A 16,435-nucleotide genomic window follows, 5' to 3' on the forward strand; every position below is an offset into this window, starting at 1 on the left:
GGGCCGGATCGGAGAGGTCGGAGACATCCCAGAGTACGGTATCTCCATNGTAGCCCGACGTAACGAGGGTCTTCGAATCGGGCATGAATGCGACCGATGTGAGTCCGCTCTGATTCACAGCCAGCGTCGCCCGGCGAACCGGATGCGCCGGATCGGCGACCTCCCAGATGATCGCGACGCCCCCACTGTCTCCGCTGACGAGACTGTGTCCGTCCGGCGAGAACGCCAGCGCCGTGACCCATTCGGTGTATCCGCCAGCGATCGAGCGCAACACCGGCCGGCGCGGATCCCCGATGTCCCAGAGCGCGATCCCGTCGTCCTTCGGAGCCGCGAGGGTCCGACCGTCCGGTGAGAGGGCCAGCCCGCCGCCGCCCTTCTGGCTGACGCCTGGTAGCCGAGACAGCCGCCTGGGCCGTGCGGGATCGGTGACGTCCCANAGTTCCGTGGCGTTGGCCCCCGCCGCGCCGAGCATCATCACGTTCCCGCTCGGTGCGATGGACACCGATTCGATGTGATCTAGTCCCGTCAGCGTGGCCCGTCGGACTGGTCGCGCCGGGTTGGTGATGTCCCAGAGCAGCACGAGCCCGCTCGCTCTTCCGATGCTCGACGTGACCAGGAGTCGGCCGCTTTGACTGATCGCCATTGCGGCGATGTTGTCGGCCGGATCGGCGACGGTGCCGCGGCGAGACGGACGCCGCGGGTCGACGAGGTCCCACAGGGTGGCAGTGGGGCCGTCCGCGATCGCTGCGATCGGGTCCTCCCCCCCGAGTGCGGGCGCGCCACCGCCGCCGACCAGATCAACCAGTGGTGTCGGACGCGCCCGGTCGACACTCCAGAGCAGCACCGAGCCGTCATCCCCGCCGCTCGCGAGCATCCGCCCGTCAGCGCTGAAGGCCAGTTCCCCGATCTCGCCGGTGTGGCCGCTGAGTTCGGGGCCGCGGACCGGCCGGCCGCGATCGGTGATGTCCCACGTCGTGATGCGTTGATCCGATGGTGATGTCGTCACCAGCGTGCGGCTGTCCGGCGTGAACGCGACGGCGGCGATCGCCGCGTTACTGGCCACGGTGCCGAGTTTGCGAAGATCGCCTCCAGGCGAGATGTTGAACAGTACCGAGGACGTGGCAGCGGTCCGATCCTCTGATGCGGTGGCGAGTGTGCGCCGATCTGGTGAGATCGCGATCTGGGCTACGGATCCTGAGGCTGGATCGCTGGTCCGGGTCAGTAGGCGCGGCTTCGTGCCGAAAAGAGACCACACTGCAATGCCGGCCTCGCGTGAGCCGGTAGCAAGGAGATCTCCGTCGTCGAGGAAGGCCACTGCGCGGACCTCCTCCGGGAGAGGCGGCGTTACGGCGCGTAGGTGCGGATGGGCGCGATCCGTGAAGTCCCAAACACTGGCTCTGCCATCGTCGGCGGCGAGTGCGAGGGTGTGCCCGTCGGCGGCCAGCGCGATGTCGTTGACGTGGCTGTCCACAGTGATCGCCGCTGTCACCGTGGGCCGGCGGGAGTTGGCGACGTCCCACACGACGGTGCGGCCGTCGTCGCGTCCGGCGCCGATCAGGTAGATGCCGTCCGGCGTGAACGTGAGCGCCGAGAGCAAACCCTGGTGCTCACGCATGGTCGCCCTGAGTACCGGACGGGCGGGGTCGCTGACGTCCCACAGGTAGACCAGCCCGGCGGTGCCGTGGGCGCCCTGGTCCCAGGAGGCGCTCGCCATGAGCCGGCCGTTGGAGGTGACCGCCAGCGCGGTGACCATCTTCGGGTGCTTGCTGGTGGCGCCAGTCCTGTACGGCTGGGCGAGCGTCGTGAGCAGGCTGGCCCGGGTCGCGTCGGTGGGGTCGAGGGCCATCGCCGCCGCGCCGAGCCGCAGCGACGTTCGCAGGTCGCTGCTACGCAGGGTGTCGGCCTGCGCGGTCAGGCCGCGGGCCGTCGCGACCCGGCGTTGGTGCAGGGCACTGCGCCACTGCGCCAGCGCGAGGCCGGACGCGAGCAGCGACAGGACGAGCAGGACTGCCAGTCCGGTGAAGACGCCGCGACGCACGAGCGTCCGGCGGCGCTCGGCATTCTCGCTCGCGGCGAGAAAGTCGCTGGCGATCGCGCCTAGAGTCCGTCTACCGGCCGCGGTGTCGTCCGCTGAAACTGCTCTCCCGGTCGGCCGATGGCGTTCGCGTGAGGCGCTGCCAGCGGGGGAGAACCGCTCGACGGCGAGAGCGAGCCGGTTGCCGCGGTACAACGCGGCGGGGTCGCGGCCGTCCATCTCCCAGGAGTGGGCGTCCTCGGTGAGGCGCAGTTCGACCAGCGTTCCCGCCCGGTCCTCGTCGATCCAGCTCCGCAGCGTCGGCCAGGAACGGATGAGTGCCTCATGCGCGATTTCGACGGTGTCCCGATCGACGGTGACCAGCCGCGCGCTGGGCTCGGCGAAGGCGGCGAGGATCACTCCGGCCCGGTCGGGGTCGNCATGTTCGGACAGCAGGTCCGCCCGGTCCCGACTGCGACGGATGTCGTCCGAGCCCCCGGCGGTGACCCGGACCATCCCGAGCATCAGGCCGCGGGCGACCACGCGGTCGGCTTCGCGCAACGCCTGGTACACGCGGTCGGCGGTGGCCGCGATGGCGCCGTCAATACCGCCGGTGGCCTGGTAGCCCCGCACGGTCAGGAGGTCGCCGGACCTGTTCTGCCAGGTGGCGCGAAGCGCGTGCGCGAGCGGCGGGAGCGCCCCCGGGTCGTGTTTGGTGCTGCGGGCATGCATGCCGATGTCGCGCAGCAGCAGTTCGACGAGCCCCGCCTGCAACCCGAGGCCGACCTCGCGGGCCGGCCCCTCGATAGCGTGGCGGACCTGGTCCTGGCTCATCGGCCCGACGACGACGAGCCCGTCCTCCAGGGCGTCCCNCAGTTCGGGGAACTCGGCGCAGCGGCCATAGAAGTCCGCCCGGACCCCGATCAGGACGACGGCGGGGGCCGGTCGCCCCGCGGCCACCGCCTCCCTGCCGGCTGGCGCGTGAGCTGCTTCACCTGGCGTCGCGACGGCGATCAGCGCGCGCACGAACGCCGTGCGGTCCGCCTCATGAATCGACTCGTCGAACAGCTCGTCAAACTGGTCGACGATCAGCAGGAGCCGGGGATCCCGGTGACCGACGTCAGGCCGGTCCGACGGGTTCAGAGAATCCGACGGCGCGTGCGGGTATGAGGGGTCCACCGTCGAGTGCGGCTCCTTGCCGCCGTCCGCCGAGGCGCGCCTGCCCAGCGTCGCGCGGGCCAGCTCGCGGGCTGTCGCGGGGTCTGCGGCGAGCCGCGCGCGCAGCTCGGCCGCGTCAGCGCCCAGCACCTCGGCGAGGGGCTCGGCCAGCGCGTCCAGAGGGTCGACCCGGAGCCGGATGGTGAGCTGTGGCCAACCCGATGATCCGGCGAGGGCGGGAACACCGGCACGCAGCGCGGGCACGACACCGGCACGCAGCAGCGAAGACTTCCCGGCCCCCGACGGGCCGATGACGATCAATGGTTTTGGTTCGGTCAGCCGTTCGCCAATCCGGCGAAGGACGTCGGCGACCAGATCGTCGCGGCCGAAGAAGTATCTCGCCGAGGCAGTGTCGAACGGCTCCAAGCCTGGGTATGGGCAGATCTCCTCGTCATGGGGGGTGCCCTGCGGGTCCGCGGGCTGCTCGCGGGACGGCTGCTCCTCGTCGTACGGGGGAGGCCGATAGGCGTGGTTCGGGCCGAGGACGAGGTCACCGCCGAGATCCGCGCTGTGCCGATGCGGCCGTGGGTGGCCGGCCGCGGGTAGCGTCCTGGCGAGATGCCGGAAGGCCCGTTCCAACGTGATCCACGGAGGTCCACCGGGCTCACCGGATTGCATGAAGTCGATCAGCGAGNCGGTGAACGCGGTCCGCCGCTCGCCGGCTGGGGCGAGCGCTCGTGAGTTCCGGGCCGCCGCCGTCAGCAGAAACCCAGCCTGTGCCCCAGCGAAACCGTAGACGTCGTCCGCACCGGTGACCTGCGCCGGTGTGGCTCGGGCGGAGAAGCAGCAATCCAGGATGACCACGACAGCCCTCGCCGAAGACCGGGAGAGTGCATCCTGAACAATGCGGTACGGCAATGCCTGGTACTCGGGCGGTAGGTCGTCGTTGTTGAGGTCGATGGTCGCATGCGTCGCCAGGTACAGCTCGCCCCGGGCATCGACGAGACCGTGTCCGACGTACCAGACGACCAGGACGTCAGTCGCTTCCCGCGCGGCGATGGTGAGTGCCGAACCCACGTCATGAGGCCACGCCGGATCGAGGATGGTCGTGATCGATGTGGGCGGAACTCCGCAGTCGGTCACCAGGGTTGTCACGAGATCGCCGATGGTGGTCGACACTGGCGGCAGATCGGGCAGCAGCGAGCCCGGCCGGTGACTCGCGGCGCCAACCACGAGGATCCGGCTTCCCTCACCCGCCAGATCAGCGCTCGTCCAACGTCGACTCGCCANGCCCAGTTCCCCATTTTCATGAGCACGTCAGGTGTCGGGCAGGCCCGCGAAATCCCGTCAGGTATCAACCTGAGGCAAGCAGTGGACAGCGCGAATATGCAACGTGTCCGATCGGAGACGAACGCTATCACGAGACCGCCGACACCGATCCGTACCCCCGGTTCCGTCCGGGAAGGCCCAACTCGCGACCCATCTGGGCGCTGTTCTGAGTGCGGCCCGGGAGAACAGTGCGGCCATCGGCTCCGGTCCCAGCCGCCTGCGGGCCCTCGTCAACCCGCCCGACGCCGGTGAGACGCAGCGCGGTGATGGCGATGTTGCGCAGGCTGGCCAGTACGCGGGGGCCGTTGCCGGTCCTGGCTTGGCTGAGGTCCTCGGTGAAGGTGACGTCGCGGACAGCAGGCCGGCGCGGACGGGCAGACCGTGCCGGTCAACCCGCGCGCCCCGGAGCCGGACAGGCTGTTCGAACACTCCCGCCGNCAGTACGTGATCGACATCGGTGCGGGAAGCGGTGCCGCCGCGGTCTACATCGGCATCACCTACCTACTGCTGCGTCGCCTGGACCCGAAGAAGGGCAGGAAACGACGGCGGGCCCCGCAGACCGCCGGTCCGGCGAAATAGCGGCGCGTGAGGCGCGCGAGGCGCGCGATCGTCGTCGCGGCCTCGCGCAGCCGGTCGGGCGGGCCGCCCGTTCGGGTGGAGAACCGGAAGTTCGGAGGTTCGGCCCGCCGGCCGGCCGTCACGGCTGATCTGATCGTCCGCGGACGTCGTCCCGGGCGGGGTGACGACCCGCGTTGCTCGTTCCGCGTCATGGAACATGCTGGTGGCGGGCCGTGAGCCGAGCCGAAACACCGGCGGCGGTCGGGCCGGTCACGGGCGGACCGGCCGGCAATAGGACGTTGTGCGCCTGGCCCGGGTGCCGGAGTTCCCCCGATTGTGGGTCGTCAGNCAGGGTCGGGGCAACCGGTGCGTGGATAACGTGACCAGCGCCGGCAGGTTTTCAGCCGGTGCGCCGAGCCGCGCGGCCCGGGGCCGTCTATCCGTCGGGCCCGTTCCCGCCGACGGTGACGACACATTCATTGTGGGCTGCCCGGCGGCGGTCGTGACACCCGTCGCCGGGACCGCGCGCGCCACCGCCGGCAGCGGCAACACGATCGGGAGTGGAATGTGACACTCGTGCACGATACGCCGGCCGGGCATTCGGACCCGCCGGTGGACGAGGCCCCGCCCAGGGTCGTGAGGAACCTGTTGCAGTACGTGCGGACGACGTCCCACAAGGACATCGCCCTGATGTACTTCATCGTCTCGCTGCTGTTCTTCGCGTTCNCCGGAGTTCTGGCGATGTTCNTGNGGGCCGAGCTCACCCGGCCGGGCCTGCAGTACATCTCGAACGAGCAGTACAACCAGCTGTTCACGATGCACGGCACGCTGATGCTGCTGATGTTCGCGACGCCGATCGCTTTTGNGTTCGCGAACTACCTGGTCCCGCTACAGATCGGCTCGCCGGACGTGGCGTTCCCACGGCTGAACGCGTTGTCGTTCTGGTTCTGGTTCTTCGGCAGCCTGACGGTCACCGCGGGCTTTCTCACGCCGAACGGTGCCGCCTCCTTCGGCTGGTTCGCCTATGNGCCGCTGTCGAACACCGCCTACTCGCCGGGTGTCGGCAGCGACCTGTGGGTGGTGGGCCTGACGGTCTCCGGTCTGGGCACCATCCTGGGCGCCGTCAACTTCATCACGACGATCCTGTGCCTGCGGGCGCCCGGCATGACGATGTTCCGGCTGCCGATCTTCTGCTGGAACCTGCTGGTGACGTCGATCCTGGTGCTGATCGCCTTCCCGGTGCTCGCGGCCGCGCTGCTCGCCCTGGAGGCCGACCGCCGGTTCGGTACGCACATCTTCGACGCCAGCAACGGTGGTGCCATCCTCTGGCAGCACCTGTTCTGGTTCTTCGGCCATCCCGAGGTCTACATCATCGCGCTGCCCTTCTTCGGGATGATCACCGAGATTCTCCCGGTGTTCTCCCGCAAGCCGCTGTTCGGCTACAAGGGGCTGGTCTACGCGACCATCGGCATCGGGGCGCTGGCGATCGCCGTGTGGGCGCACCACATGTACGTCACCGGCGCGGCGCTGCTGCCGTTCTTCGCCTTCCTCACGTTCCTCATCGCGGTGCCGACCGGGGTCAAGTTCTTCAACTGGATCGGCACGATGTGGCGCGGGCAGATCACCTTCGAGGCGCCGATGCTGTTCGCCGTCGGCTTCCTGGTGACGTTCCTGTTCGGCGGTCTGACCGGTGTTCTGCTGGCCAGCCCGCCGATCGACTTCCACGTCTCGGACAGCTACTTCGTCGTCGGCCACTTCCACTACGTCGTCGCCGGCCTGCTGTTCGCCGGTTTCGGCGGGGTGTACTTCTGGTTCCCGAAGGTCACCGGTCGGATGATGAACGAGCGGCTCGCGAAGATTCACTTCTGGACGATGCTCGTCGGCTTCCACACGACCTTCCTGGTCGATCACTGGCTCGGCGTCCGGGGCATGCCGCGCCGGTACGCCGACTACAGCCCGGCCGACGGCTTCACCNCCCTGAACACCATCGCCACCGCCGGCAGCTTCGTGCTGGCGCTGTCCACCCTGCCGTTCCTGTACAACCTCTGGTCGTCCTACCGGAAGGGTCCGATCGTCACGGTGGACGACCCGTGGGGCTACGGAAACTCATTGGAGTGGGCGACGTCCTGCCCGCCGCCGCGGCACAACTTCAAGACGTTGCCGCGGATCCGCTCCGAGCGGCCCGCGTTCGACCTGCACTACCCGGAGGTCGTCGGCCTCGTCGACTACCACGCGACACCGGAGCTCGGCGGCGCGCACACCCAGCTCCCACGGCGCAAGGAATAGGAACCACGCACCCGCACCCGCACCCGCACCCGCACGCCACCGAACCGCCCCGGCTTCCCACGAACCCGGGGCGGTTCAGGTGTCGCCCGTCAGTGCCAGCCGCCGGGCCCAGCCGCCGGGCCCAGCTGCCGGAGTCAGTCGTCCGGAGTCAGTCGTCGAAGTCGACGCTGACGAGCCGGGCCTGGCGGAATGCGGCGAGCCGCTCGGCCTGGTCGGTGATCGACGCGCGTAGGGCCGGTGGGACCGGCCGCCACGGGGTCACCAGCAGCCGCAGCTTCGCGCCCGACGCGCGGGGGCGCCACAGGCCGGCGATCTCGCCGTCCACGAGCACGGCGCCGGGGCGGCCCAGCACCGGCCACAGGGCCTTCGCCCGTGCCTGATCGCCGACCAGCACCGACCTGTCCCGGGCCTGCAGGAACAGGTCGAACGGCCCCAGCAGGCGGACGGTGCGCACCGGCCCCGCGGCCAGCCGCTTTTCGTCGGCGGCCAGCACCCACCGGGACTCACCGCCGACGGCCACCTCGACGGCGTCCGCCGGCCAGCGGGCCTTCACCTCCTTCACCGGGGAGTCGAGGAGCTCCGCCACCTGCTTCGGGGTCGCCGGGCCGAGCAGCCGTAGGCAGGCGCGGACGACGTCGAACCGCTCGGGCACCGAGGCGGCGCGGGTGAACCCGGGAAGGGGCTGCAGGACCGGGGGAGAGGTGCCGGCCGCCAGCTCCAGGCCGGCGCGCAGCGCGGCCAGCCGGAACGGCTGCTCGTAGAGGTGAGTGGCCTGACAGGACCGGCAGGCCCGCAGGTACGGCTCGTCCATCACCTCCGCCAGCCGGCCCGACACCTCGCCTTTGCCCATCGGGCCGGTGACCAGCTCGCGCATCGCCGCGGCGACGACGTCCAGCGCGGTCAGCGGGCTGATGCCGGCGGCTCGCAGCGGCTTGGCCGCATCGAAGATGCGTCGTGCGGCGTCGACCTCGGAGAAGGGCTCGACGGCCGCGGCGACGGCGGGCAGATCGCCTCGGCGGTAAAGGTGCGGTGCCCCGCGCAGCGTCCAGACCGTCGCGAGCTCGTCGCCGCCCTCGGCCGGAACGTCGACCCCGCGCACCGCCAGTGCCCACCGGCCGCCGTCGGGACCGGTGTCCTGGACGCCGAAGTCCAGGACGGCCGCGTCGGCCAGCGCGGTGGACGCGCTGTCGAGCTGCTGGGCGCGCGCCCGGAAGGCCAGGACCTCCGCCCGCGTGACCGCGTCGACCATGGGACCAGGGTAGACGCGGCCTCCGACAGTTCGGGCGTCCATCGCGAGGAGGGCCTGCGTCGTCTTCCGCCGGACTGCTCGAGGGAAAATCGTCATGTCCGAGTCGCGAAGACGGTTCTGATCGCCGGCTCGCTCGCCGACGCGGGCGCGGAGATCGCCCTGGCGGACATGCTCGACCTGGCGGCGAGTTGCGCAACCGCGGTCGCAACGGCTACACCGTCCAGCACCTGCGCTCGGTCGGAGCCCGACACGGCCGGCGACCGGGTGAACATCGCGATGAGCGGCACGTTTCTCCCCTACCGCCACTCCTGACAGCTGCCGATCAGCGGGGCGGGTTCGGGGACCCCCGCTGAGGTGCGGTCCCGCGACAGCACGTCCTCCGGTGGCGACCCCGCCGATCGGACGTCACGTCGGGATCGAGTGGTTTGGGTGACTGTGTCATCCTGTTCGGGTGACGGGCGGGGGCGATGGTCGCGCTCTCGATGTCTTCGTGTCCTGCGCCGCGGACGGGCTCGGCTGGGCTGAGTGGATCGCGGCGACGCTGGAGGACGCCGGGCATCGCGTCCAGCTCGGCGCCTGGGATGCGGTGCCCGGCACCCATCGGGTTTCCTGGCTGGACGGGGTGACGCGGCGGGCAAGCCACACCATCGCGGTGGTCTCGGACGGCTACCTGGACTCGCNGACGGCGCCGGCGGAGTGGGGCGCGGCCTGGTCCCCGCGGATCATGGGCGGCGAGCGCCGACTGCTGGTCGCGCGGGTGACGGACCGGCCGATTCCCGGCCTGCTCGGCCAGCTCGTCCCGATCGACCTGATCGGCCGCAGCCCGCTCGCCGCGCAGACCATGCTGCTCGCGGCGACGCGCGGTGAGGCACCGCCCGGCGAGGCGGGGCGGGGCGCGGTGGGGTGGGGCGAGACGGCGCGCGGTGGGGCGACTCTCGGTGAGGCGGGGGACGGTCGGAGGCTCCCGGACCGCCAGGGCGCCTCTGGCGGGGTGGTGTTTCCCGGGGAGTTGCCGGCGGTGTGGAACGTGCCGCGGGTGGCGGCGCGGTTCGTCGGTCGGGCGCCGGCGCTGGGCCGCCTCGACGAGGCGATGGGGCGTGACGGCGGGCTGGTCGCCGTGACGGGACTGGCGGGAATCGGCAAGACGCGTCTGGCCGTCGAGTACGTCCACCAGCAGCGGAGGGGGTTCGACGCGGTGTGGTGGGTGCCGGCGGGGCGCCCGGAGCTGGTCGGTGAACGGGTGCGGGCGCTCGCCCCCGCCCTCGGCCTGCCGGCGCAGGCGGAACCGGCGGCGGTCCTGGCCCGGCTCGATGCCGCGGACGGCCGCTGGCTGCTCGTCCTCGACGACGCGGCCGGCCCCGGCGAGCTGCCCGGCTGGCTGCGGGCGTCGAGCGGGGCGGGTCGGATCCTGGTGACGTCGCGCATCGACGGCTGGGATGACGCCGGGGTGGTCGTCCCACTCGGGCCGATGGAACGGGCGGAGTCGGTGGCCCTGCTCACCGACCGGCTCCCGGCGGTCGAGCGGACCGTCGCCGGACGGATCGCGGACCGGCTCGGTGATCATCCCCTTGCTCTCGATCAGGCGGCGCATCGCATCCGCGAGGCCCGGGCGCCGGCGGAGACGTACCTGGCGGCGTTGATCGAGCGGCCGGCGGTCGTGCTCGGGCAGGGCGAGGTGCCCGGCCGGCCCGGGGTCACCGCGGCGACGCTGTGGGCGGAGCCGTTGCGCCGCCTGGAAGCGGACGCGCCGGCCGCCGGTGAGCTGCTGCGTCTCGCGGCGCACGGCGACGGCTCCGCGCCGCTGCCGCTGCGGCTGCTCGCGGCCGACCCGGAGGCGATCGACGGCGGGGCGCTGCGCGCGGTCGCGGGCGACCCGCTGGAGCTGGCCGACACCGTGGCGACCCTGGAACGGTCCGGTCTCGCCCATCGGGACGGCTTCGCGTTGGCCGTGCATCCCCTGGTCCGCGCGGCCGTTCGCGCCGACACGAGCGCCGAGCACGCCGACNGGCTCGCCGCCACGCTCGGCCGGACGCTGCACGCGACCCTGCCCGAGGATGTCATCGCCAACCCGCAGGCCTGGCCGGCCTGGCGCGAACTCCTCCCGCACGTCCTCGGCACCGTCGAGGCCACCGACTCCACCGCCGACACACCCCACACCGCCTGGCTCGCCGAGCACGCCGCCGCCTACCTCACCGAACAGGGCCACCCGGAGCAGGCCGAGCCGCTGGCCGCCCGGGCGGTCGCCGCCCACGAACGCCTCGACGGCGCCGACCATCCCGACACCCTCACCGCCCGCGAAACCCACATCCGCGCCGCCCTCAACGCCGACCACCTTGCCGTCGCCGGCCCGCTGGCCGAACGCAACGCCACCGACCGCGAACGCCTCCTCGGCCCCGACCACCCCGACACCCTCACCAGCCGCGAAACCCTCGCCCGCGCCTACCAGCAGGCCGGCCACCTCGACCACGCCACCGACCTGTTCCAGCAGAACCTCGCCGACCGCCACCGCGTCCTCGGCCCCGACCATCCCGCCACCCTGGAAAGCCGCCACCGCCTCGGCGCCGCCCTCGACGACGCCGGCCGCGGCGACGACGCAACTCGCATCCTGCGACCCACCCTCACCGACCGCGAACGCCTCCTCGGCGCCGACCCCGTCGACCCCCTCACGACCCGCCACCAACTCGCCGCCACCTACCGACGCATCGGCGCCACCGGCGACGCCGTCGCCCACGCCGAACCCACCCTCACCGCCCGCGAACGCGTCCTCGGCCCGGACCACCCCCACACGCTCGACAGCCGCCACCAACTCGGCGTCACCTACCGCCAGGCCGGCCGCGTAGTCGAGTCCGCACACGAACTCGACGTGGCACTTACCGGCCGCGAGCGTGTTCTAGGACCCAACCATGCCCGCACCCTCGACAGCGTCCACGCCCTTGCCCGCACCCATCGCTCAGCCGGACGTCCAGACATGGCCGTGTCCCTNTTCGACCGTGCCCTGACCGGACGTGAACGCGTTCTCGGCCGCGACCACCCAAAGACCACTCGAAGCAGGGAACAGCTCGCCGTGGCCTACCTCGCTAACGGCCGACCGGGCGACGCTGCCCCTCACCTCGAACGTGTCCTCGACCGCCACGAACGTCTCCTCGGCCACGCGGACCCGCGCGCCATGGAGGTCCGAGGCAAGCTCGCGACTCTTTATCAGGCGACCGCGCAGCCCGAGGCGGCTCNCCACCACCTCGAACGCCAGCTCGCCACACGNGCCCGAAACGACGGCGTCGCCGACGAACGAACCCTGCGCACAGCCACCGGCCTCGCCGAGGTGTGCCGCCAGACCGGCCGGCTAACCCAGGCCGTGGACCTCGACGAACGCGTCCACGCCATCCGGACCCACACTCTCGGTCCGGACCATCCCGAAACCCGCGCCAGCCGGACCACACTCGCCGACACCTACCGCCAAGCCGGCCGGCACGCCGACGCCGCGCCCCTCTATCGCGACGCTCTTACCGACGCCATGCGTGACCACGGCCCCTATCACCCTGACACGATTCGCTTCCGCCGCGCTCTCACCGACACCACCCGCCAGTCGGACGCCAACAGGCCACCCGCAGCCGAACGGCCACATATGCCCGAACGGCCGCCGTCTACCGAAGCCGGCTACTCCCGTCTGGGCCCTTAACCAGCCGGCTATGGCTGCCCGTCAACGCGTCTCCGGGGACCCGTTGCCATCACCGTCCGGGGAGTCCGCCTCCGCCTCATCGGACGAACGGTCGAGCCTCCCTAACTTGTCGAACAGACGGGACCTCGAATCGTCGCCAGCACGCCACTCACGCGTCGCGCGATCCCTTTCCCNCTCTTCACGAGCCTGCGCCTCCCGCGCATCCGAGTCTGCCTTCAGCTTGTCCACCAGCTCGGCCATCGTCTGGTCAAGCTCTCGCTGCTCCAACTCGAATTCGTGTTCATCAAAGAGGCGATTCGCCAGGTCGTTGTCGTCGCGGGACTGCCAGGTGCGGGTGAACGAGCCGTCCCAGTCGACCGGGCGTAGCGGCGGGTGGGCCGCGGACGACGCATCCGGCGGTTCCGCGGAACCGCCCCGCGGTGGATCGGCCGGCTCGGGGCCGGCGCCACCATGGTCGGCCGGCGGGGACGGGACGGCGTCCCGGTCGGCCTCGGGAGCCTCGTCGGGGCCGGGGTCGGTCGGGGAACTGGACACGGAGATCCTCCCTGTGGCTGGCACCGCCGGTAATGATCCCACTGCGGCCGGTCTGTCGGGCGGCCGAGGGTCAGACGGACGAGGGGCGGTCGGNGTCGGCCTGGACTGACGAGAGGGCCCGGGGTTGCGGGCGGGGAGCGCTGCGGGCGGGGCGAGTGCTTCGGGTGCGGGAGGAGTGCTGCGGGCGGGGGAAGTGCTGCGGGTCGGGGGAGTGAGGGGTCGGGGGAGAGAGGGTCGGGATCGGCACGTGGCTGCGGCGCGGNTGCTGGCTGGGTCCTCGTCGTGNCCGGCGACCTGCGGGACCCCGCGATGGTTCGATGGGACGCGTGACGTCTTCACGATTCACCCCGCCCGGCCCGTTGCTGATGAGCGGGGCCTTCCTGGTCAGCGGGGTGACGCACCTGGTGCGTCCCNCCGTCTTCGAGCCGCTGATCCCCCGGGCGCTGCCCGGTCCCCGGGCGGTCGTCTACGCCAGCGGCGTCGCCGAACTGGTCTGCGCGGCCGGGTTGCTGACGAAGGCCCGGTGGGCGGGACCGGCCAGCGCCGCCCTGCTCGTCGGGGTGTGGCCGGGGAACCTGCACTCGGCGCTCGACGCGACGGCCAAGGCCCGCCGCAGCGGCGGCCGGCCCCGCGACGTCGCTCGGGCCGCCGCCATGTGGGCTCGCCTGCCGCTGCAGATCCCGATGATCCGCGCCGTTCTGTCCAGCTCCCGCCGCGCCGCCTGACGAACCGTCGCTAACCTCCGACCCCGACCCCGACCCCACCACAGCCCCGGCCCCGGCCCCGGCCCTGATCACAGCCCCGGCCCCGATCACAGCCCCGGCCCGGGGGATTGATCACGTGCTCCGAGTCCGGCTCCGGGAGACCCGGCCTTGACGATCGTGGCGGTCCCTACAGGCTGGGCTGCGCGACGTTTCGGTGCTGGGTGATCCACGATCCCGCCGGGCCGTTGAGCATGCGGGCCCGGTGGAGGCGGNGGTGGAACAGCGCGACGAGCTCGGCGTCGTGGCGGCCGTCGTCGGCGAGGACGAAGTCCTCCAGCTCCCGCTNGCCGTTCGCCCAGGACCGCGGGCGCCGACCGATCAGGGCGGCCGTGTCGTCGAGGTCCGCGGCGACGACCGCGGCCCCGATCTCGTCGATCCGCTGCAGGTGTCGGGCGAGCCGCACGGACATGCGGTTGTGGTACCGCTGCGCGCCGGCGCCGAGGTCCTGCCGCTCGAGGGAGCGGGTCAGATGNCGGTGCGCCGGGCCGTAGGCCGACCCNACCGGCTCGGGTTCGTCCACCTCCACGANGTCCACCCCGACGACGGTGGCGATTCCCTCGAGCGCCATCAGGTTGGTCTCGATGCACCAGTGCAGGTTGAGCATGTAGTCCGTGCCGGGCACCGGGTCGGCGAGCACGGAGTGGAACTCGAGCTGGTTCGACAGGGCCCACAGAATGTAGTGGTAGTGGACGGCCTGGAGGTCCACCGCGGTGCCGCTGCGCTCCTCGTAGCGGCGCATGAGGGGGGCGAGGTCGCCGAGGGCGACGAACGGGCTGCGCACCCACATGCCCCCGAGATCCTGCATGGGGTCGCCGACGTGCCCGAACTCCAGATCGAGCAGCGCGGTGATGCGACCGTCGGAATGCAGCAGCTGGCCGGCGTCCCAGACGATGGCCGACTCGCGGCCGCGGGAGTCGGGACGATGCCGTGACAGCCAACCCAGCACGAACTCCTGGAAGGGGTCGGGCCGCTTCTTCAGCTTCCGGTAGGCACTGTCCTCGAAGTGCCGCAGGCCCACCGCGCCGGGATCCTCGCCGGGACCGGCGCGCACGATGCCCGCGTCGACGAACGGCGCCACGTCGAGCGCGTGCAGCCGGACGAGAATGTCGATGTAGTCCTCCATCGCCCGGCGGCGTTCGTCGTCCGGCACCCCCTCGAAGGAGTCCCNTCCCTCGACGCGCGCCATCACATACGCCCGGGGCTCCTCCGACCAGCCGTACACGGCCGGCACCGGAATGCCGTGCTCCTGCAGGACCGACTGGAAACGCATCTCGTGCCGGAGCGGGAACGCCGACGGCGAGTCGACCCGCTCGCCCCGCACATACAGGGGCAGGATCTCGCCGTCGCGTTCGACGTCGACCCACCAGGCCGGGCGCCACCGCGCCTGCCGCTCGATGCGGACGACCTTCCCGCCCACCTCACGTTCCAACCAGCCGGTTATCCACTCGCCGTGTCCTTCGCCGGATGCAGACAACCCGACCTCCCCGCTTCATCGCGAAAGGTCATCATGAGCGTCCTGGCACCGGATGTCACGCCGGATGNGCGCATCACGGATGGACCTGTCCGAGTGCGCAGGGGGTTCAGGCCCCCGCCGAAGAGGGTGTCCAGGCCCCTCGTGGCGGTGNCCGGGCGCCACGAGTCTGAGGGNCATGACGCAGACGCCTCCCGCGACGGCCGCCCCGCCCGGACCCCGGCACTCCCCGCAGCGCGCGCTGGCCCCCGACCTGGCCCGCGGCGCGATGCTACTGTTTATCGCGCTCGCCAACGCCGGGAACTGCGCCTTCGCCGGCCAGCCCGGCATCGACAGCACGCCGCATGGCGCGGAGCGGGTCGTGGACTTCCTGATGATCACGCTGGTGAACAGCCGGGCGTACCCGGTCTTCGCGGTCATGTTCGGCTACAGCCTCGTCCAACTGGCCCGCCGCCGGGCGACCGATCCCGACGGCGGACGGCGCATTCTGCTGCGCCGCAACGCCTGCCTCGTCGGATTCGGCTTCGTGCACGCGACGCTGCTCTACTTCGGCGACTTCCTCGGTGCCTACGGCATCGTCGGCATCGTCGCGACCTGTGTCCTGCTCCCTCGAGGCGACCGCTTCCACCGGCTCGTGCTCTGGCTCTGGGGGATCCAGACGCTGGAGGCGGCGGCCGTCGCGGTGGCGGTCGTCCTGCGGTGGCGACGGGGACCTGCGACGCTGACCAACGCGGCCGACCCGTCGCTGGCGGCGTCGTCCTACGGGCGCTCGGTCCTCGACCGGCTCGCCGAGTGGCCCGTCCACACCGCGACCGTGATTCCCTTCATCGTCATCGTCTGGCTGGGCATCTGGGCGGCGCGGCGGCGCATCCTCGAGGACCCGGCCGCGCACCGGCCGCTCCTGCGTCGGGTCGCCTGCGCCGGCCTGGGTGTCGCCATCGTCGGCGCGCTGCCGTACGCCTTCGTTTCGGCCGGTATCGCGCATGTCGACGCGGGTACAGTGCACCGCATGTCGTGGCTCCACGCGGTCACGGGCGAGTATGCCGGCCCCGGTTACGTGGCCCTGTTCGGCCTCGCGGCGGCACGACTGGCCCGGCCGCGGCACCCACGCTCGGATCGGGCCGTGCGCTGCGTGGACGCCGTGGCGGCGCTGGGACAGCGGTCGCTGACGGCCTACCTGGCCCAGTCGGTGGCGTGGCTGGCACTGTTCTCCCGGTGGGCGCTCGACCTCGGCGGTTCCACCTACGTCGCCACCGTCGCCGGCCTGCTCGTCTGGACCGGGTCGGTGGGGTGGGCCTACGCGATGGATCGGCGCGGCCGCCGGGGGCCGGCCGAGACGGTGCTGCGCCGCATCGCCTACGGCGTCCCCGCGCGACCCGCGCACCGGGCGGTGTGA

General features: G+C 71.7%; 5 protein-coding genes and 9 pseudogenes. 11 read left to right on the top strand and 3 right to left on the bottom strand.

What is annotated here, in order from left to right; translation table 11 throughout:
- Positions 1-5,626: 5,626 nt before the first annotated feature.
- From UK94_RS74980 to UK94_RS64715, 5 genes and pseudogenes are all read left to right on the top strand, one after another.
- A partial coding sequence (locus UK94_RS74980; RefSeq protein WP_268761608.1) for a hypothetical protein occupies positions 5,627-5,785 on the top strand: 159 nt, incomplete at its 3' end.
- Positions 5,786-5,810: 25 nt separating this feature from the next.
- A pseudogene (locus UK94_RS64700) lies at positions 5,811-5,924 on the top strand (hypothetical protein); the annotation flags it as partial.
- A 1-nt stretch (position 5,925) separates the two neighbouring features.
- A pseudogene (locus UK94_RS64705) lies at positions 5,926-6,086 on the top strand (cbb3-type cytochrome c oxidase subunit I); the annotation flags it as partial.
- A gap of 1 nt (position 6,087) precedes the next feature.
- A pseudogene (locus UK94_RS64710) lies at positions 6,088-7,033 on the top strand (cbb3-type cytochrome c oxidase subunit I); the annotation flags it as partial.
- Position 7,034: 1 nt separating this feature from the next.
- A pseudogene (locus tag UK94_RS64715) lies at positions 7,035-7,345 on the top strand (cytochrome ubiquinol oxidase subunit I); the annotation flags it as partial.
- Between the two features lie 148 nt (positions 7,346-7,493).
- On the opposite strand, the gene UK94_RS24950 reads toward UK94_RS64715, so the two are convergent.
- Entirely contained in the window at positions 7,494-8,594 is a 1,101-nt protein-coding gene (locus tag UK94_RS24950; RefSeq protein WP_055751768.1) for a winged helix DNA-binding domain-containing protein, read from the bottom strand.
- A gap of 490 nt (positions 8,595-9,084) precedes the next feature.
- On the opposite strand from UK94_RS24950, the gene UK94_RS64720 reads away from it, so the two are divergent.
- The 5 genes and pseudogenes from UK94_RS64720 to UK94_RS64740 form a co-directional block, all read left to right on the top strand.
- The coding region (locus UK94_RS64720) for a toll/interleukin-1 receptor domain-containing protein (RefSeq protein ID WP_235489716.1) at positions 9,085-9,274 on the top strand (190 nt) is incomplete at its 3' end.
- A gap of 1 nt (position 9,275) precedes the next feature.
- Positions 9,276-10,599, top strand: a pseudogene (locus UK94_RS64725) (hypothetical protein); the annotation flags it as partial.
- Position 10,600: 1 nt separating this feature from the next.
- Positions 10,601-11,576 (top strand): annotated as a pseudogene (locus UK94_RS64730) (tetratricopeptide repeat-containing protein); the annotation flags it as partial.
- A gap of 1 nt (position 11,577) precedes the next feature.
- Positions 11,578-11,821: pseudogene (locus tag UK94_RS64735) on the top strand (tetratricopeptide repeat protein); the annotation flags it as partial.
- Positions 11,822-11,886: 65 nt separating this feature from the next.
- Positions 11,887-12,270, top strand: coding sequence for a tetratricopeptide repeat protein (locus tag UK94_RS64740; RefSeq protein ID WP_268761609.1), 384 nt, complete (start codon positions 11,887-11,889; stop codon positions 12,268-12,270).
- A 1,827-nt stretch (positions 12,271-14,097) separates the two neighbouring features.
- On the opposite strand, the pseudogene UK94_RS64745 reads toward UK94_RS64740, so the two are convergent.
- Together UK94_RS64745 and UK94_RS76485 are read right to left on the bottom strand one after the other, a co-directional pair.
- A pseudogene (locus UK94_RS64745) lies at positions 14,098-14,735 on the bottom strand (phosphotransferase); the annotation flags it as partial.
- Position 14,736: 1 nt separating this feature from the next.
- Positions 14,737-14,985: pseudogene (locus tag UK94_RS76485) on the bottom strand (phosphotransferase family protein); the annotation flags it as partial.
- 472 nt (positions 14,986-15,457) lie between these two features.
- Between UK94_RS76485 and UK94_RS24980 the strand changes: the two are divergent.
- Positions 15,458-16,435 carry a DUF418 domain-containing protein gene (locus UK94_RS24980; RefSeq protein WP_235489761.1) on the top strand — a complete coding sequence of 326 codons (978 nt, stop codon included), beginning with the start codon at positions 15,458-15,460 and terminating at the stop codon, positions 16,433-16,435.

This window comes from Frankia sp. AvcI1 (genome assembly GCF_001420875.1).
In the GTDB taxonomy this organism is placed as follows: Bacteria; Actinomycetota; Actinomycetes; order Frankiales; family Frankiaceae; genus Frankia; species Frankia alni.